Source organism: Ruegeria sp. BHSB196, assembly GCF_059613135.1.
Genome location: NZ_JBXWRY010000063.1, coordinates 1 through 16,646, shown reverse-complemented (window position 1 = coordinate 16,646; position 16,646 = coordinate 1). Strand labels below are relative to the sequence as shown.

18 protein-coding genes are annotated in these 16,646 nt (G+C 63.6%); 14 read left to right on the top strand and 4 right to left on the bottom strand.

All coding sequences use genetic code 11. The annotated features are described in order from the left end of the window. The first annotated feature begins 41 nt into the window (after positions 1–41). Both AC2FNJ_RS19395 and rplQ read left to right on the top strand, forming a co-directional pair. The gene (locus tag AC2FNJ_RS19395; protein ID WP_496766614.1) at positions 42–1,058 is read left to right on the top strand and encodes a DNA-directed RNA polymerase subunit alpha; all 1,017 of its coding nucleotides are present in this window, start codon (positions 42–44) and stop codon (positions 1,056–1,058) included. Positions 1,059–1,194: 136 nt separating this feature from the next. Then, positions 1,195–1,620, top strand: coding sequence for a 50S ribosomal protein L17 (gene rplQ, locus AC2FNJ_RS19390; protein WP_496766613.1), 426 nt, complete (start codon positions 1,195–1,197; stop codon positions 1,618–1,620). 60 nt (positions 1,621–1,680) lie between these two features. Here the strand turns inward: rplQ and AC2FNJ_RS19385 are convergent, their stop codons facing one another. Then, on the bottom strand, positions 1,681–2,664 hold the full coding sequence (locus tag AC2FNJ_RS19385; protein ID WP_496766612.1) for a zinc-dependent alcohol dehydrogenase family protein: 984 nt from the start codon (positions 2,662–2,664) through the stop codon (positions 1,681–1,683). Positions 2,665–2,925: 261 nt separating this feature from the next. Between AC2FNJ_RS19385 and AC2FNJ_RS19380 the strand changes: the two genes are divergently transcribed. The 12 genes from AC2FNJ_RS19380 to AC2FNJ_RS19325 all read left to right on the top strand — a co-directional run bounded on the left by AC2FNJ_RS19380 (position 2,926) and on the right by AC2FNJ_RS19325 (position 15,199). After that, entirely contained in the window at positions 2,926–3,981 is a 1,056-nt protein-coding gene (locus AC2FNJ_RS19380; protein ID WP_496766610.1) for a TauD/TfdA family dioxygenase, read from the top strand. A gap of 63 nt (positions 3,982–4,044) precedes the next feature. Continuing rightward, a complete protein-coding gene (locus tag AC2FNJ_RS19375) occupies positions 4,045–5,430 on the top strand; it encodes a trypsin-like peptidase domain-containing protein (protein WP_496766609.1) in 1,386 nt (461 codons plus the stop codon). 3 nt (positions 5,431–5,433) lie between these two features. Beyond that, positions 5,434–6,744, top strand: a complete 1,311-nt coding sequence (locus AC2FNJ_RS19370) for a replication-associated recombination protein A (protein WP_496766608.1) — start codon at positions 5,434–5,436, stop codon at positions 6,742–6,744. 103 nt (positions 6,745–6,847) lie between these two features. Then, positions 6,848–7,654: a crotonase/enoyl-CoA hydratase family protein gene (locus tag AC2FNJ_RS19365; RefSeq protein WP_496766607.1), complete on the top strand. Its 807-nt coding sequence runs from the start codon at positions 6,848–6,850 to the stop codon at positions 7,652–7,654. A 66-nt stretch (positions 7,655–7,720) separates the two neighbouring features. Then, positions 7,721–8,101, top strand: a complete 381-nt coding sequence (gene crcB, locus AC2FNJ_RS19360) for a fluoride efflux transporter CrcB (RefSeq protein WP_496766605.1) — start codon at positions 7,721–7,723, stop codon at positions 8,099–8,101. Further along, positions 8,098–9,141 (top strand): RluA family pseudouridine synthase, encoded by a 1,044-nt coding sequence (locus tag AC2FNJ_RS19355; protein WP_496766603.1) that lies wholly within the window; start codon positions 8,098–8,100, stop codon positions 9,139–9,141. The genes crcB and AC2FNJ_RS19355 overlap by 4 nt, the downstream gene beginning before the upstream one ends. Next, positions 9,138–9,809: an HAD-IA family hydrolase gene (locus AC2FNJ_RS19350; protein WP_496766602.1), complete on the top strand. Its 672-nt coding sequence runs from the start codon at positions 9,138–9,140 to the stop codon at positions 9,807–9,809. Before AC2FNJ_RS19355 ends, AC2FNJ_RS19350 begins: the two co-directional genes overlap by 4 nt. 4 nt (positions 9,810–9,813) lie before the next feature. Beyond that, a complete protein-coding gene (locus AC2FNJ_RS19345; RefSeq protein WP_496766601.1) occupies positions 9,814–10,521 on the top strand; it encodes an ATP12 family chaperone protein in 708 nt (235 codons plus the stop codon). A 200-nt stretch (positions 10,522–10,721) separates the two neighbouring features. After that, on the top strand, positions 10,722–11,738 hold the full coding sequence (locus AC2FNJ_RS19340; RefSeq protein ID WP_496766599.1) for an amino acid ABC transporter substrate-binding protein: 1,017 nt from the start codon (positions 10,722–10,724) through the stop codon (positions 11,736–11,738). Positions 11,739–11,860: 122 nt separating this feature from the next. Beyond that, positions 11,861–13,093, top strand: a complete 1,233-nt coding sequence (locus AC2FNJ_RS19335) for an amino acid ABC transporter permease (protein ID WP_496766598.1) — start codon at positions 11,861–11,863, stop codon at positions 13,091–13,093. Between the two features lie 3 nt (positions 13,094–13,096). After that, positions 13,097–14,395 carry an amino acid ABC transporter permease gene (locus AC2FNJ_RS19330; RefSeq protein ID WP_496766596.1) on the top strand — a complete coding sequence of 433 codons (1,299 nt, stop codon included), beginning with the start codon at positions 13,097–13,099 and terminating at the stop codon, positions 14,393–14,395. A 12-nt stretch (positions 14,396–14,407) separates the two neighbouring features. Continuing rightward, on the top strand, positions 14,408–15,199 hold the full coding sequence (locus tag AC2FNJ_RS19325; protein ID WP_496766594.1) for an amino acid ABC transporter ATP-binding protein: 792 nt from the start codon (positions 14,408–14,410) through the stop codon (positions 15,197–15,199). A 66-nt stretch (positions 15,200–15,265) separates the two neighbouring features. Here the strand turns inward: AC2FNJ_RS19325 and AC2FNJ_RS19320 are convergent, their stop codons facing one another. The 3 genes from AC2FNJ_RS19320 to AC2FNJ_RS19310 all read right to left on the bottom strand — a co-directional run. After that, positions 15,266–15,763: a SixA phosphatase family protein gene (locus tag AC2FNJ_RS19320; RefSeq protein ID WP_496766592.1), complete on the bottom strand. Its 498-nt coding sequence runs from the start codon at positions 15,761–15,763 to the stop codon at positions 15,266–15,268. Then, positions 15,760–16,416 (bottom strand): ferredoxin, encoded by a 657-nt coding sequence (locus tag AC2FNJ_RS19315; protein ID WP_496766591.1) that lies wholly within the window; start codon positions 16,414–16,416, stop codon positions 15,760–15,762. The genes AC2FNJ_RS19320 and AC2FNJ_RS19315 overlap by 4 nt, the downstream gene beginning before the upstream one ends. Next, a partial coding sequence (locus AC2FNJ_RS19310; RefSeq protein WP_496766590.1) for a sterol desaturase family protein occupies positions 16,413–16,646 on the bottom strand: 234 nt, incomplete at its 5' end. The genes AC2FNJ_RS19310 and AC2FNJ_RS19315, both read right to left, overlap by 4 nt.

The following is a 16,646-nucleotide window of genomic DNA, read 5'->3' as shown; positions in this document are numbered from 1 at the left end:
CCTTGTTGGTCATGGGGCGCAGACAGGAATGGAGGGATTACATGATCCACAAGAATTGGGCAGAATTGATCAAACCGACCCAGCTTGACGGCAAGCCGGGCAACGATCCCGCACGCCAGGCGACCCTGGTCGCCGAACCGCTGGAGCGCGGCTTTGGTCTGACCCTGGGCAACGCGCTGCGCCGCGTGCTGATGAGCTCGCTGCAGGGCGCAGCCATCACCAGCGTCCAGATCGACAACGTGCTGCATGAATTCTCGTCGGTCGCAGGCGTCCGCGAGGACGTCACCGACATCATCCTGAACCTCAAGGGCGTGTCGCTGCGCATGGAGGTCGAAGGCCCCAAGCGCCTGTCGATCAACGCCAAGGGTCCGGCCGTCGTCACCGCCGGCGACATCAGCGAAAGCGCCGGCATCGAGATCCTGAACCGCGATCACGTCATCTGCCACCTGGACGACGGCGCCGACCTGTTCATGGAGCTGACCGTCAACACCGGCAAGGGCTATGTCTCGGCCGAAAAGAACAAGCCCGAGGACGCGCCCATCGGCCTGATCCCGATCGACGCGATCTATTCGCCGGTCAAGAAGGTCGCCTATGACGTGCAGCCCACCCGCGAGGGCCAGGTTCTGGACTATGACAAGCTGACCATGAAGATCGAAACCGACGGCTCGATCACCCCCGAGGACGCGCTGGCCTTCGCGGCCCGCATCCTGCAGGATCAGCTGTCGATCTTCGTCAACTTCGACGAGCCGGAATCGGCCGGCCGCCAGGACGAGGACGATGGCCTGGAGTTCAACCCGCTGCTGCTCAAGAAGGTGGACGAGCTGGAACTGTCGGTCCGTTCGGCAAACTGCCTGAAGAACGACAACATCGTCTATATCGGCGACCTGATCCAGAAGACCGAAGCCGAGATGCTGCGCACCCCGAACTTCGGCCGCAAGTCGCTGAACGAGATCAAGGAAGTGCTGTCCGGCATGGGTCTGCACCTCGGCATGGATGTCGAGGACTGGCCGCCCGACAACATCGAGGATCTGGCCAAGAAATTCGAAGACGCGTTCTGAGAACGCCGTACAAAACGGACATCCCCCCGCCGGGGGGATGTACAAACCGGAAGAAACGGGCAATCCCGCCCCAAGGAGAGCCTCTGACACGCATCGGAGGCCGGACAAAGCAAAACGTGAAAGAAGGAACTGAAAAATGCGTCACGCCCGAGGCTACCGCCGCCTGAACCGCACCCACGAGCACCGCAAGGCGCTCTTTGCGAACATGGCCGGCTCGCTCATCGAACACGAACAGATCAAGACCACCCTGCCCAAGGCCAAGGAACTGCGCCCGATCGTCGAAAAACTGATCACGCTCGGCAAGCGCGGCGACCTGCACGCCCGCCGTCAGGCCGCGTCGCAATTGAAAGAAGACAAGGACGTCGCCAAGCTGTTCGACGTTCTCGCCCCGCGTTTCAAGGACCGCCAGGGCGGCTATGTCCGCATCCTCAAGGCCGGTTTCCGCTATGGCGACATGGCCCCGATGGCGATCATCGAATTCGTGGATCGCGATGTCGATGCCAAAGGCGCCGCCGACAAGGCCCGCGTCGCGGCGGATGAGGACGCCGGCGACGACGAATAAGCCGATACGCCCCGATTTGCCGACCCCCGCGCCAGCAGCGCGGGGGTTTTTCGTTTCACGTCAGACGGTTAGAACCGCCGCGCCTTGCAGGCGCCCCGCGCGCAGATCCTCCAGCGCGTCGTTGGCCCGGTCCAGCGGGTAGGGCACAACTTCGGTTTCGACCTTCGCCGCCTCGGCCAGGGGAAAGAATGCCTCGCCATCCGCCCGCGTCAGGTTGGCGACCGACAGGATGGAGCGCTCCTCCCACAGATCGGCATAGGGAAAGGCCGGGATGTCCGACATGTGGATGCCGCCGCACACCACGCGCCCGCCCTTGCGCACCGCCTTCAGCGCACGCGGCACCAGGGATCCGACCGGCGCAAAGATGATGGCCGCGTCCAGCTTTGCCGGCGCGTCCTGCGACGATCCGCCGGCCCAGACCGCGCCGAGTCTCCGGGCAAATCCCTGCGCCGCGTGGTCGTCGTCGCGGGTGAAGGCAAACACTTCGACCCCCTGATGGCGGGCGATCTGGCACAGGATATGGGCAGCGGCGCCGAACCCGTAGATGCCGAGCCGGGAGACCACCCCCGCAAGCGCAAAGCTGCGATACCCGATCAGCCCCGCACACAGCAGCGGCGCCAGTTTCACCGCGCTCTGCGTTTCCGGCAGGGCAAAAACGAAATGGGCATCGGCGACGCAGTACTCCGCATAGCCGCCATTGAGGGTGTACCCGGTGAAACCCGGCCGGTCGCACAGGTTCTCGTGCCCGGAACGGCAATAGGGGCAGGCACCGCAGGTATGCCCCAGCCAGGGCACGCCCACGCGCTGACCGATCCTGACGGTGGTGACATCCGGCGCCACGGCCTCCACCCGCCCGACGATCTCGTGACCGGGCACAAGCGGCAGTTCGGGATGTTTCAGATCGCCGTCCACCACATGCAGGTCCGTCCGGCACACGCCGCAGGCCTCGACCTGGATCAGAACCTGACCCGCCGCAGGTTCGGGGATCGGAATATCCCGCAACTGCAGTTTTGGTGCGGTGCCGTCAAAGACCATTGCTCTCATCGTCTTCACCCGTTTCGCCAGATTTTCCGCCGATCGTCCGATATTACGGTGCCGGGTCGTCATTCCAAACCCCGCCTTGTCCTCTAGGGCAGGTTCGAACCAGCCAGGCCAAAACTCCTTGATCTGCCGCAAACGCGGATGCGGCCGTGGCCGGACCCGGCCGAAGGGCAATGTCGCTTTCAGGCCAAAGCCTGCGCGAATTGGCGATGAAACATTCCGGCTCCCGCGCGACCCTTGGGCCAACACGCCGAGGAGTTCAGGATGCCCGCGCTCGCAGACCTTCCCGAACGGTTGACCGGCCCCTCGGCCTGGATTGGCCGTGACATGGCCGCCCGGCCCGAGGCGTGGCTCGTCACCCTGACGCGCGAGGACATTGCCGATCTGGAGCAGGCCGCGCGGCATTATCTGAGCCTGGGTCGCGACATCGGAGAGATCACCAAGGCGGGTTTTCCGCTGACCCACTTTGCCGACCACCTCGGCGCGTTGCGGATCAAGCTGATCGACGGGATCGGGTTCGAGGTGCTCAGGGGACTGCCTGTCGAAACCTATTCGCAGGAAATGGCCGCCGCGATCTTCTGCGGCGTGGGTGCGCATCTTGGCTCGGCCCGCTCGCAGAACGCGCAGGGCCATATCCTGGGCCATGTCCGCGACGTTGGTGCGGATGCCGACGATCCGAACACCCGCATCTATCAGACCCACGCGCGCCAGACCTTTCACACCGACAGCGCCGACATCGTGGGCCTGTTGTGCCTGCGCGACGCGCGGGAAGGCGGGGACTCGCTGCTGGTCAGCGCCGAAACGATCTACAACCGCATGCGCGCGGAGTGTCCCGATCTGCTGGAGCGTCTGTTCGACCCCATCGCGACCGACCGCCGGGGCGAAGTGCCCGAAGGCATGGAACCATTCATGACCATCCCGCCGCTCAACTGGCATGACGGAAAGCTGACGGTGTTCTATCAGCGCCAGTACATCGACAGCGCCCAGCGGTTTCCAGGGGCGATGCGCCTCACCGCTGATCATGTCGCGGCGCTGGACAAGTTCGATGCGCTGGCCAACGATCCCGACCTGCATCTGACTATGCGCCTGCAACCCGGTGACATGCAGTTCGTGTACAACCATTCGCAGCTTCACGACCGGACCGGGTTCACCGACTGGCCCGAGCCGGCCCGCCGTCGGCACCTGCTGCGGCTGTGGCTGTCGCCCCCGGGCGACCGCACGCTGCCGAACTGCTTCCGGCAGCGCTATGGCAGCATCGAGATCGGCAACCGCGGCGGTATCATCACCGCCGGGACGCGGCTGCACGCGCCGCTGGACTGACCGGCTTGCAATCCCGCCCGGTCCCTCGCATATCCGGTGGGCGAGGTTGTCGATGGATGTGACATGCTGAAAGTCCTGTGTTCCCTGATGCTGATCGCGTCGGCTGCGCCGGCTCTGGCGGAAACGCGGGTTCCGCAGAGCCGGTCGGAAATCAGCCTCGGCTTTGCGCCTGTGGTGAAAGAGGCGGCGCCGGCGGTGGTCAACATCTATGCCAAGATCATCCGGCAGGGCCGGTCGAACCCGCTGTTTTCGGACCCCTTCTTTCAGGAGTTCTTTGGCGGCGACTTCGGGGCGCCGCGGCCGCGGGTGCAGAACTCGCTGGGCTCGGGCGTCATCCTTTCTCAGGACGGTTTTGTGGTGTCGAACTATCACGTGGTCGGCATGGCGTCGGAGATCCAGGTTGTCACGACGGATCGCCGCGAATTCACGGCCCAGGTGGTTCTGGGCGACGAGGAGAGCGACATCGCGATCCTGCGGCTGGAGGGCGCCAGCGACCTGCCGTTCCTGAAGCTGCGCGACTCGGATCAGGTCGAGGTCGGTGAACTGGCGCTGGCCATCGGCAATCCGTTCGGCGTGGGTCAGACGGTGTCGTCCGGCATCATCTCGGGGCTGGCCCGAACCGGGGTGGCGACCGGCTACGCGCGGGGATATTTCATTCAGACCGACGCGCCGATCAATCCGGGCAATTCCGGCGGGGCGCTGATCGACGTCAACGGCGATCTGATCGGCATCAACACCTCGATCCTCAGCCGGTCGGGCGGGTCCAACGGCATCGGTTTCGCCATTCCGGCCAATCTGGTCGCCGAGTTTCTGCGTCAGGCCCGGGCCGGCAACGACAGTTTCCTGCGCCCCTGGGCCGGAATGGTGGGGCAGCCGATGAACGCGGACATCGCCGAGTCGCTCGGGCTGTCGCTGCCCGAAGGGATCGTGATCTCGGACCTGCATCCGGCCAGCCCCCTGGCCCAGGCCGGGTTTCGCGTGGGCGACGTGATCACCCATGTGGACGGAGAAGAGGTCAATTCCCCGTCGGAGATGAAGTTCCGCATGTCCGTGACCGGGATCGGCGGCGTTTCGATCATGACCCGCCTGCGCGGGGGCGCGCGGGAAGACGTCGAGGTCGCGATGATGGATGCGCCGGACATGCCGCCGGCCGAGGAAACCGTATTGGGCGACCGGACGGTACTGCCGGGGCTGACCCTGGCGCGGCTCAATCCGGCGGTGATCTCGCGGCTGGGGTTGCCTCTTTCGCTCGAAGGGGTCGTGGTGCTCGATCCCGGCCCCTATGGCGCGCGGGCGGGCCTGCAGAAAGGCGACATCGTCGGCGCCGTCAACGGCGTCGAGATCGAGCGACCGGACGATGTGCGCCGCGCCTTGGCAGGCACCGGGCGATGGGTCCGCATCGACCTGCAGCGCCGCGGGCAGTGGGTTTCGCTGCGGTTCCGGATCTGAGCGATGGCGGATCTGTTCGATACCGGCCCCGACGAACCGGCCGCCGCGCCGCACCGGCCACTGGCGGACCGGCTGCGGCCCAAATCGCTGGGCGAGGTGATCGGGCAGGACCAGGTTTTGGGCCCCGAGGCGCCGCTGGGCGTGATGCTCGCCTCGGGCAGCTTGTCGAGCCTGGTTTTCTGGGGGCCGCCCGGTGTGGGCAAGACCACCATCGCAAGGCTGCTCGCGCAGGAGACGGATCTGCATTTCGTGCAGATCAGCGCGATCTTCACCGGCGTTCAGGATCTGAAGAAGGTGTTCGAAGCGGCGAAGATCCGACGGCAGAACGGGCAGGGGACGCTGCTTTTCGTCGATGAGATTCACCGGTTCAACAAGGCGCAGCAGGACGGATTCCTGCCGCATATGGAGGATGGCACCATCCTGCTGGTGGGGGCGACCACCGAGAACCCGTCCTTTGAACTCAACGCGGCGCTGCTCAGCCGCGCGCAGGTACTGGTTCTGGAGCGGCTGAGCCTTGCCGATCTCGAACGCCTGACCCAGCGCGCGGAAAAGGAGCTTGGCCGCGCCCTGCCGCTGACCGCCGCCGCGCGCGAGGCGCTGCAGGAAATGGCGGATGGGGATGGTCGCGCCTTGCTGAACCTCGTCGAACAGATCGCGGCCTGGACCGTCGATGGCCCGCTCGATCCCGAGGCGCTGGCCAGCCGCCTGATGCGCCGCGCCGCCAAATACGACAAGTCCGGCGACGAGCACTACAATCTGATCTCGGCCCTGCACAAATCGGTTCGGGGATCGGACCCGGATGCCGCGCTTTACTGGCTTGCGCGGATGCTGACGGGTGGCGAGGATCCGAGATATCTGGCCCGCCGGATCACCCGCATGGCCATCGAGGATATCGGTCTTGCCGATCCGCAGGCGCAGTCGGTCTGCCTGCATGCCTGGGAGGTCTATGAACGCCTCGGCTCGCCCGAAGGCGAACTGGCACTGGCGCAGGCGGTGATCTATCTGGCGCTCGCGCCAAAGTCGAACGGCGCCTATGTCGGGTTCAAGGCGGCGATGAAGCTGGCCGGCCGGTCGGGCAGCGAACCGCCGCCCAAGCACATCCTCAACGCGCCGACCTCGCTGATGAAAGAGCAGGGGTACGGCACGGGCTATGCCTATGACCACGATGCCGAGGATGGGTTTTCGGGCCAGGACTATTTCCCCGACGGCATGACGCGCCCGGTTCTCTATCAGCCGGTCGAGCGCGGATTTGAGCGCGAGTTGAAGAAGCGTCTGGACTATTTCGCCAAGCTCCGGGCGCAGCGCAACCAGTGACGACGTGAGGTCATTCACGTTGTGTCGCGGCGTCCCGCAAGACAGGCGGGTTCGCATCGGCTTCCCCTAGGTCAAGAACTTTTGACAGGAGAAGGAGACCGCCATGGCCGTGACAATCGACAAGACGGATGACGTGTGGACCATCATCCAGGACCGCCCCGAAGCCCGGAACGCCGTGGACACCGAGCATGCGCAAGCCCTGGTGGATGCGTTCATGCAATTCGAGGACGGACCGGCGAAAGTGGCGGTTTTTTGGGGCAGCGGCGACAATTTCTGCGCCGGATGGGATCTCAAGCTGGCGGCGTCCCTGGCCGATCCGGAGAAACGCGAGGCGTATTTCAACGCGCACGCCTTTCCGATCGGGTCTGCGCCCGTGGGGCCGGGCGCATTGGGCCCGTCCCGACTGGAACTGTCGAAACCGGTCATCGGCGCCATCGAAGGCGCCGCCGTTGCGGGCGGCATGGAACTGGCGCTGTGGTGCGATATTCGCGTGATGGCCGAAACCGCCTATCTCGGCGTCTATTGCCGCCGATGGGGCATCCCCCTGATGGATGGCGGGTCGGTCCGACTGCCCCGTCTGGTGGGACAGGGCAAGGCGCTGGAAATCGCGCTGACCGGCCGCAAGGTCGAGGCGGATGAGTGCCATCGCGTCGGTCTGGCCGAAATGGTCGTGCCGCATGGCGCGGCCCGCGATGCCGCCGAAGCCATGGCGCACGAAATCGCACGGTTCCCGCAGGAGGCGGTACGCGCCGACCGCCGCTCCATCATCGAGACGCGCGGGATGCCGGTGCGGGATGCATTGAAACTGGAATGGGGCAACGGGTTGGACGCGATCCGAACGGAAGGCACCGGCGGGGCTGCGCGATTCCGTGACGGCGCCGGTCGCCACGGGGACTTTGCCAATATCTGAACGGGTGCGTCCGCGGCCAGTCTTCGTGCCTTGACATCACGACCCGCGCGCGCGACAGACCGGCCCATGTTGTCTTCGGTTCTGCATGTGGCGCTTGGCGGCGCGGTCGGGGCGTCCCTCCGGTACCTGACCGGATTGGGTGTGCTGCGCGTCTGGGGGCCGCAGGAGTTTCCCGTGGCGATCATCCTGGTCAATGTCGTCGGGTCTTTCCTGATGGGCATGTTCGTGGTCGCAGCGGCGCATCGCGGCCTGCATCATCTGAGCCCGCTGGTGGCGACCGGGATCATGGGCGGGTTCACGACCTTTTCCGCCTTTTCGCTGGAGGCGATCACGCTCTACGAACGTGGCGCCGTCGGCCATGCGATGCTTTACGTCGCCTTGTCGGTCGGCCTGTCGCTGGCGGCGCTGGCACTCGGTTTGTATCTGGCCCGGGGGCTCTGGGCATGAGCGGGGTGCAGACAATCAACGTGTCGGACTCGGACGGCGATCAGCGGCTGGACAGGTGGCTGCGCCGGCAGTTCCCGCATCTCGGCCAGGGCCGGATCGAAAAGATGTGCCGCAAGGGCGAGGTGCGCGTCGATGGCGGCCGTGTCAAGGCGTCCACGCGGCTCGTGGCGGGGCAGGTCGTGCGCGTGCCGCCGTTGCCCGACCCCGACAGGAAGCCTTTGCCGTCCAAACCGCGTATCACTGATGCCGACGCGAAGATGATCCAGTCCTGCGTGATCTATCGGGACGATCACATCCTGGCGCTGAACAAGCCGCCGGGCCTGCCGGTGCAAGGCGGCAGCGGTCAGACCCGGCATGTGGATGCCCTGGCCGAAGCGCTGCGGTTCGGACACGAGGAAAACCCGCGGCTGGTGCATCGGCTCGACAAGGACACCTCGGGCGTTCTGTTGCTGGCGCGCACGCGTGCGGCGGCGCAGGGATTGACCGCCGCCTTCCGGCATCGGAACACGCGCAAGATCTACTGGGCTTTGGTCGCGGGCGTGCCGACACCGTATCTGGGCGAGATCAAGACCGGACTGGTCAAGGCCCCCGGCCATGGAAAGCACGGCGAAGGAGAAAAGATGATCGCCATTGCGCCGGGCGAGATCGACAACACACCCGGTGCCAAGCGCGCGCATACGCTCTATGCCACGCTGTACCGTGTTGCCGGGCGGGCCGCCTGGGTCGCGATGGAGCCGCTGACCGGGCGCACCCACCAACTCAGGGCGCATATGGCCGCGATTGGCCATCCGATCATCGGCGACGGAAAATATGGCGGTTCGGGTCAGGAGAACCTCGGTGATGGCTGGGGGGCGCAACTGGGCGGCATCATCAGCAAGAAGCTGCATCTTCATGCCCGCAGCCTGTCCTTTGAGCATCCCGTGACGCGCAAGACGGTCACGATCACCGCCGCCCTGCCAGCGCATATGAAAGACAGCTGGGACACCTTGGGATGGACCGAGGATCTGGCGGCGGACGATCCGTTCGAGGCCCTGCAATGACCGGACCGCTGCGGCTGATCCTGTTCGATGTGGACGGCACGCTGGTCGACAGCCAGGGCAGCATCGTCGCGGCCATGACGGCCGCGTTCGATGCATTCTCCCTGCCGGTGCCTCCGCGTCCGGCGATCCTGTCCATCGTCGGCCTGTCGCTGCCGCACGCGATGGATCGTCTGGCGTCCGGCCAGTCCGAGGCGGTTCGGCACCGGCTTGTCGAAACCTACAAGGACGCCTATCACGCGCAGCGCGTCGCCGAGGGGGCGGCAAGCGTGCCGCTCTATCCCGGCGCTCTGGAGGTTCTTCGGCTGCTTCATGGCGAGCCTGAGAACCTGCTTGGCGTCGCGACCGGCAAATCGCAGCGCGGATTGGATGCGCTGATCGAGGCGCATGGGTTGGAGGGCTATTTCGTCACCCGTCAGGTCGCGGATCATCACCCGTCGAAACCGCACCCGTCGATGATCGACACGGCGCGGCGCGAAACCGGCGTCGATGCCGGCGCGACGGTGATGGTCGGAGACACCACCTTTGACATGGAAATGGCGCGGGCGGCGGGGGTTGCGGGAATCGGCGTCAGCTGGGGCTATCACAGCCCCGCCGCGCTGACGGACGCCCGGCACGTGATCGACGAGTTCGCGCAACTTCCGCCGACGCTGGAACTACTCTGGAACTGACCGCATGAGCGACTGGAAACCGAAACGCTTCTGGAAACACTGCGCCGTGGTCGAGGCCGACGGAGGGTACACGGTCGAGCTCGACGGGCGCCGGGTGAAAACGCCGGCCAAGGCGCCGCTGATCGTGCCGACCCGGGGAATGGCCGAAGCGGTGGCGCAGGAATGGGGCGCGCAAGGCAAAGAGGTCGATCCGACGACCATGCCCTTTACCCGGTCTGCCAACGCGGCCCTCGACAAGGTGCGGCACCAGCATGCGGAAGTTGCCGACATGCTCGCCGCCTATGGCGATTCGGATCTGCTGTGCTATCGGGCCGAACACCCCGAATCCCTGGTCGAAAGACAGTCCGAAGCGTGGGATCCGGTGCTGGACTGGGCGGAATCTGATCTCGGGGTGAGACTTCATCAGGTTGCGGGCGTCGTTCACCGGCCGCAGCCCGCGGCGGCGCTGGAGGCGCTCAGGTCGCGCGTTCATAGTCTGAATGCGTTTCAGCTTGCGGCGTTTCACGATCTTGTCAGCCTGTCCGGCTCGCTGATCCTGGGGTTTGCGGCGGCGCAGGATTGGCGCGAACCGGACGCGATCTGGCGCATTTCGCGTTTGGACGAGCTCTGGCAGGAAGAACAGTGGGGGCACGACGCCGAGGCGCATGAGCAGGTCGAGACCAAACGGCTGGCCTTTCTGCACGCGAAACGGTTCTTCGACCTGTCGGAATAGGGCGGGCCGCTTGTCCGCGCGGGCTTTGGCCGGACAGGCGCTATCATCGATTTCCCTGATACTGGACTTGACGTTTCTTCATGAATGCGACCAAACTTGTGCCCACTAAAGGGGAGACACCTTTTGGACAATCTTTCCGGCATTTGGGAATGCCGGTTGAGCCGTTTCTTCAGGGGACGGGAAATCAGGAAGAGGTAAAAATGAAAAAATCCATATTTTTGGGCGCGGCCACGGTTGCCGGTCTGGCTGCAGGTGCTGCTGCGGCGGGAACCATGGACGACGTCAAGGCACGCGGCAAGCTGAACTGCGGTGTGACCACCGGTCTGGTCGGGTTTGCTGCGCCGGATGCAAATGGGGAGTGGAAAGGTTTTGACGTGGCCGTGTGCCGCGCCGTTGCCGCTGCCGTTCTGGGCGACGCAAACGCTGTGGAATTCGTGCCCACCACCGGCAAGACCCGCTTTACCGCTCTGGCCTCGGGCGAGGTCGACATGCTGGCGCGCAACACCACCTGGACCTTCAGCCGTGACGTGGACCTGAAGTTCGAGTTCACCGGCGTCAACTACTATGACGGTCAGGGCTTCATGGTTCCCAAGGCACTGGGCGTGTCCTCGGCCAAGGAACTGGACGGCGCCACCGTCTGCATCCAGACCGGCACCACCACCGAGCTGAACCTGGCGGACTTCTTCCGCTCGAACAACATCAGCTACGAGCCGGTTCCGATCGAAACCAACGCCGAAGCGCAGCAACAGTACCTGGCGGGTGCCTGTGACGTGTACACCACCGACGCCTCGGGCCTGGCCGCAACCCGCGCCACGTTTGAAAACCCGGGCGATCACGTCCTGCTGCCCGAAATCATCTCGAAAGAGCCGCTCGGCCCGCTGGTTCGTCACGGCGATCACGAGTGGGGCGATGTGGTCCGCTGGACTCTGAACGCGCTGATCTCGGCCGAAGAGCTGGGCATCACCTCGGCCAACATCGACGAGATGGCCGCCGGCACCGACAACCCCGAAGTGAACCGCCTGCTGGGCAGCGAAGGCACTCTGGGTGAGATGCTGGGCCTGGACGCCGAATGGGCCAAGCGCGCCATCAAGGCGGGCGGCAACTATGGCGAAATCTTCGCTCAGAACATCGGTGAGGACACCCCGATCGGTCTCGCACGCGGCCTGAACGCACAGTGGACCGACGGCGGGCTGCTGTACTCGCCGCCGTTCCGCTAAAACCCGCGGAAAGGGCGCAGGGTTTCCTGCGCCCTTTTCTCATCTAAATGCTGCGGACAGCTCAAGAGCGGGGCATACCCCGCCATTAAGGAAGAATCCGCAAGCCACGGGGATCCCAAAATATGTCGACTATGACTGACCCACCGAAAGCTGATTTTCGGTTGTCGATGCTCATACACGATACCCGCTATCGCTCGTTGACGTTTCAAGTGATCGCGGCAATCGTTATTGCGCTTAGCATCTGGTATCTTGGCAACAACCTGATCCAGAACCTTCGGGCCGCCGGCCTGAATATTTCCTACTCGTTTCTAGGCGACCCTTCCGGGTACGACATCAACCAACGTCTTCTGGAATACGACAGCCAATCCTCTCACGGACGTGCGGCTGTGATCGGTATCCTCAATACGCTGCTGGTTGCGTTTCTCGCCTGTATTACCGCGACAATCCTAGGCGTTCTTGCAGGTGTTCTGCGGCTGTCCAAGAACTGGCTCGTGTCCAAGCTGATGGCGATTTACGTCGAGATTTTCCGGAACATCCCGGTTCTGATCTGGATCATCATCATTTTCACGATCATGACGGCGGTGCTGCCGGGGCCACGCGCGTTTCGGGGCGACAACCCGACCTCCAGCATGGTGTTGGACCTGTTCGCCTTCACGAACCGCGGCGTCTATATCCCGCGCCCTGAGTTTTCGAGCGGTTTGTTCAGTGTCGCCGTTCTGAACTGGCTACTGGTGATCGCTGTTCTGATCGGTTCCTGGTTCGCGTCGCATGAAATAGAGAAACGCGCGACGCTTCAACAAGAACAGACGGGCGAGCGTCCGAAAACATTCCTTTTGAAACTGGCGGTATGGCTGGTTCCGTTCTTCATCCTGATGGCGCTTATGGGCTTGACCTGGGATGTGCCGGAATTGAAGGGTTTCAACTTCAGCGGGGGCATCAAAGTTGGCGGTCCGCTGATCGCCCTGTGGTTCGCGCTTTCGATATATACCGGTGCCTTCATCGCGGAAAACGTGCGAGCGGGCATTCAGGCGATTTCGAAAGGCCAAACCGAGGCAGCAGCCGCGCTGGGCTTGCGTCCCGGACGCATCATGAATCTGGTGATCCTGCCTCAGGCGCTGCGGGTGATCATCCCTCCGCTGATCTCGCAATATCTGAACATCACCAAGAACTCGTCGCTGGCAATCGCCGTGGGCTATGCGGATATCACCGCAACCTTGGGCGGCATCACCTTGAACCAGACCGGTCGGGCGATCGAATGTGTTCTGCTTCTGATGCTGTTCTACCTGACGGCTTCGCTGCTGATCTCGATGGTGATGAACATCTACAACGCATCCGTCAAGTTGAAGGAGCGCTGAGCCATGAGTGATCAAACCACAAACTCGATCGCTTTCGTGGCTGAAGGCACCATCCCGCCTTCCCCGCCACCGGCAAATGAAACCGGAGCCGTCAAGTGGCTGCGCGAGAATCTGTTCTCGGGCGTCACGAACACGATCCTGACGTTACTGTCGCTGCTGCTGATCTACCTTCTGCTCAGGAACACGCTGCCGTGGATTATGAACGGTGTTTGGAATGCGGATTCACTTGCGCAGTGCCGGGAGATTCTGGATGGCAAGACAGGCGCCTGTTTTGCGGTTCTGACGGAACGGTGGCATCAGTTGATCTACGGGTTCAAGTACCCCGACGATGCCTACTGGCGCCCCAACCTGGCATTCGTTCTGATGCTGGTGGCCGCAGCACCGGTGCTGTTCTTTGACCTTCCGCGCAAACTCCTGCTGGTCACGGCGGTCTATCCATTTGTGGCCTTCTGGCTCATCTGGGGAGGCACCGTTCTGGTTCCGCTTGTTGCTCTGCTTGGTTGTGTCGCGGCTGCGGTCGTTTTTCAGAAATACGGCAAAAGCAGCTTTGCGACAGGTTTCTTCGGGGCCATCGTCGTGGCGCTGATCGTTTGGAATGTCGGCGGAGCGCTGATTCCGGAAGATGCAAACGAGCGGGCTTGGCTCACGGCAGTACCCAGTCGGGATCTTGGCGGCTTCATGCTGAACCTCATGCTGGGTGTGACCTGTGTCTCGTTGTCCCTGCCTCTGGGAATCGCCTTGGCGCTGGGGCGCCAATCAGACATGCCGCTGATCAAGTGGGTCTGCGTCATCTTCATCGAGTTCATCCGTGGCGTGCCGCTGATCACGCTGCTGTTCGTGGCATCGGTGATGCTGGCGTATTTCTTCCCGCCTGACAGCACGGTCGACCTTTTCCTGCGCGTCGTGATCATGATCACCATGTTCTCGGCCGCCTACATCGCCGAGGTGATCCGCGGCGGTCTGGCAGCGCTGCCGCGGGGACAGTACGAAGCGGCCGATAGTCTGGGTCTGGATTACCCCCAGGCGATGCGCTTGATCATCCTGCCGCAGGCCCTGAAGATTTCGATCCCCGGAATCGTGAACGTGGCCGTTGGCCTGTTCAAGGACACCACGCTGGTGTCGGTCATCTCGATGTTCGATCTGGTGGGCATGATCCGCGGCCCGATCCTGGCATCGACCGAGTGGAATGGCGTCTACTGGGAGCTTCTGGGCTTTGCCGCGCTTCTGTTCTTCGTCGTCTGCTACGGCATTTCTCAATACTCGCAGTGGCTCGAGCGTCGTCTTGCCACCGATCACCACTAAGGAGTTCAACACATGTCTGAACTTGCTATTGACCGCGAAATCGACCGCTCGAAAATGAAGGTGAGCGACGAGGTCGCAATCGAAATCACCAACATGAACAAGTGGTACGGGTCGTTCCACGTGCTGCGCGACATCAATCTGACCGTCAATCAGGGCGAGCGGATCGTGATCGCGGGACCGTCGGGGTCGGGCAAATCGACCCTGATCCGCTGCCTGAACGCGCTGGAGGAGCACCAGCAGGGCAGGATCGTCGTGGACGGAACCGAATTGTCGAACGACCTCAAGAATATCGACAAGATCCGGTCCGAAGTCGGGATGGTGTTCCAGCATTTCAACCTGTTCCCGCATCTGACGATCCTGGAAAACTGCACCCTGGCCCCGATCTGGGTGCGCAAGACGCCCCGGAAAGAGGCCGAGGAAACCGCGATGCACTTCCTCGAAAAGGTCAAGATCCCCGAGCAGGCCCAGAAGTATCCCGGCCAGCTTTCGGGCGGTCAGCAGCAGCGGGTGGCCATCGCCCGTTCGCTTTGCATGCGGCCGCGGATCATGTTGTTCGACGAACCGACCTCGGCACTTGACCCCGAAATGATCAAGGAAGTGCTCGACACCATGATCGAGTTGGCCGAGGAAGGCATGACCATGCTCTGCGTCACGCACGAGATGGGCTTTGCCCGGCAGGTGGCGAACCGCGTCATCTTCATGGATGCGGGCCAGATCGTGGAACAGAACGAACCGGAAGAATTCTTCAACAACCCCAAGAGCGAACGGACCAAGCTGTTTCTCAGCCAGATTCTGGGGCACTGAAGACCGCCGGGTGGCGGCACCCGCGGATTGGACGCAATGGCAAGGCGGGGTGTTGCCCCGCCTTTCCTATTCCAGCAACTCGCGGGGAACCGCAAAGCCCAACACGTCGCCGCTGTGCCATTCCAGATCACGCCAGGTGTCGATGGCAAAGCGCATGACGGTTGTCGCGCCGGTCGGATAATCGAAGAACCGGGCATGAGCGGGCGATTCCTCGACGATGTCGGCGGCGAACTCGGCGATGCCGGGATTGTGGCCCAGCATCAGAACCGTCCGCCCACGGGCGGCCGCGAGAGTTTGGAACATTCCAGCCGGCGAGGCATGATAGAGGTCGTCCCTGAACATCACTGTCTCCGCTGGCAGTCCCATCAGTTGCCAGGTCTCCCGCGTACGTTCAGACGATGAACACAGGACTTCGTCCGGCAACCAATCGTGCTTGCGCAACCACGCGCCGATTGCCGGTGCGGATTTGCGGCCCCGCTTGTTCAGCGGGCGGTCGTGATCGTCCAGCGTTGGGTCGTCCCAACTGGACTTGGCATGGCGGGTCAGGATCAGGGTGCGGGTCATCTCGGATGGAATGCCTTCATATGCAGCGCGCTCTGGGCCGGGGGCCGCCTTGCGCCTTGGCTGACCGGGCAGGCGCGGCGGGCGGCGCAACCATCGGACATACAAGCACCTCCGGCCGCCGTGTCCAGATAATTGTGACAGGAGTGAACGTCATATGGCGCCTGGCCGCTCAGAGCGCCGACCGGGCAGGCGGATGTACAGGGCTTGTCGGCGCAGGTCAGACAGGGGGACTGACCCGAGGGCGGGGGAATGTCGAATTCGTCGGCGAACTGCAGAGCGCCGCGGAACGAGATCATCAGACCGACCGTGTCATGCACCATCATCCCGATCGGGCTGAGAAATGCGCGTCCGGATTTCAGCGCCCAGTCGACGAAGGGCGCGTAGGGCGGTCCGCCGAATGGAAAATGCGCGACGGCTCCGAACCGAACGGCCAGTCCGCCGATGATCCGTCCAGACCAGCGATCCACTGGGTCGGGCGCTCCGTCCCGCATCTCCTGTGAGACGGAGAACACCGGCCAGAACTCCGGCCCGGTGCCGAGCAGGATCAGGGTGCCGTGCTGCAGATGCTTGGCCCCGCTGACCCGCGGATGCTGCGCGCCCATGACGATCAGGCCGGTTCCTTGAACGGCCCTTTCAATGTCTGCAAGGCTCACTTGCGTCCGAACGGCAGCCACAGGCTCCACCCCAGTCGCGTCGGCCGGTCGTCCTGCCATTGCAGACCGACCGTCATTCCGTCATGCCCGTCGCCGGGCTGTGGCACGTAGGTTCCCATCATCCGGTCCCAGATCGACAGGGCAAATCCATAGTTGCTGTCATGCTCGGTGCGCTGCACGGAATGGTGCACGCGATGCATGTCCGGTGTAACAAGAACCTTGCGCAACAC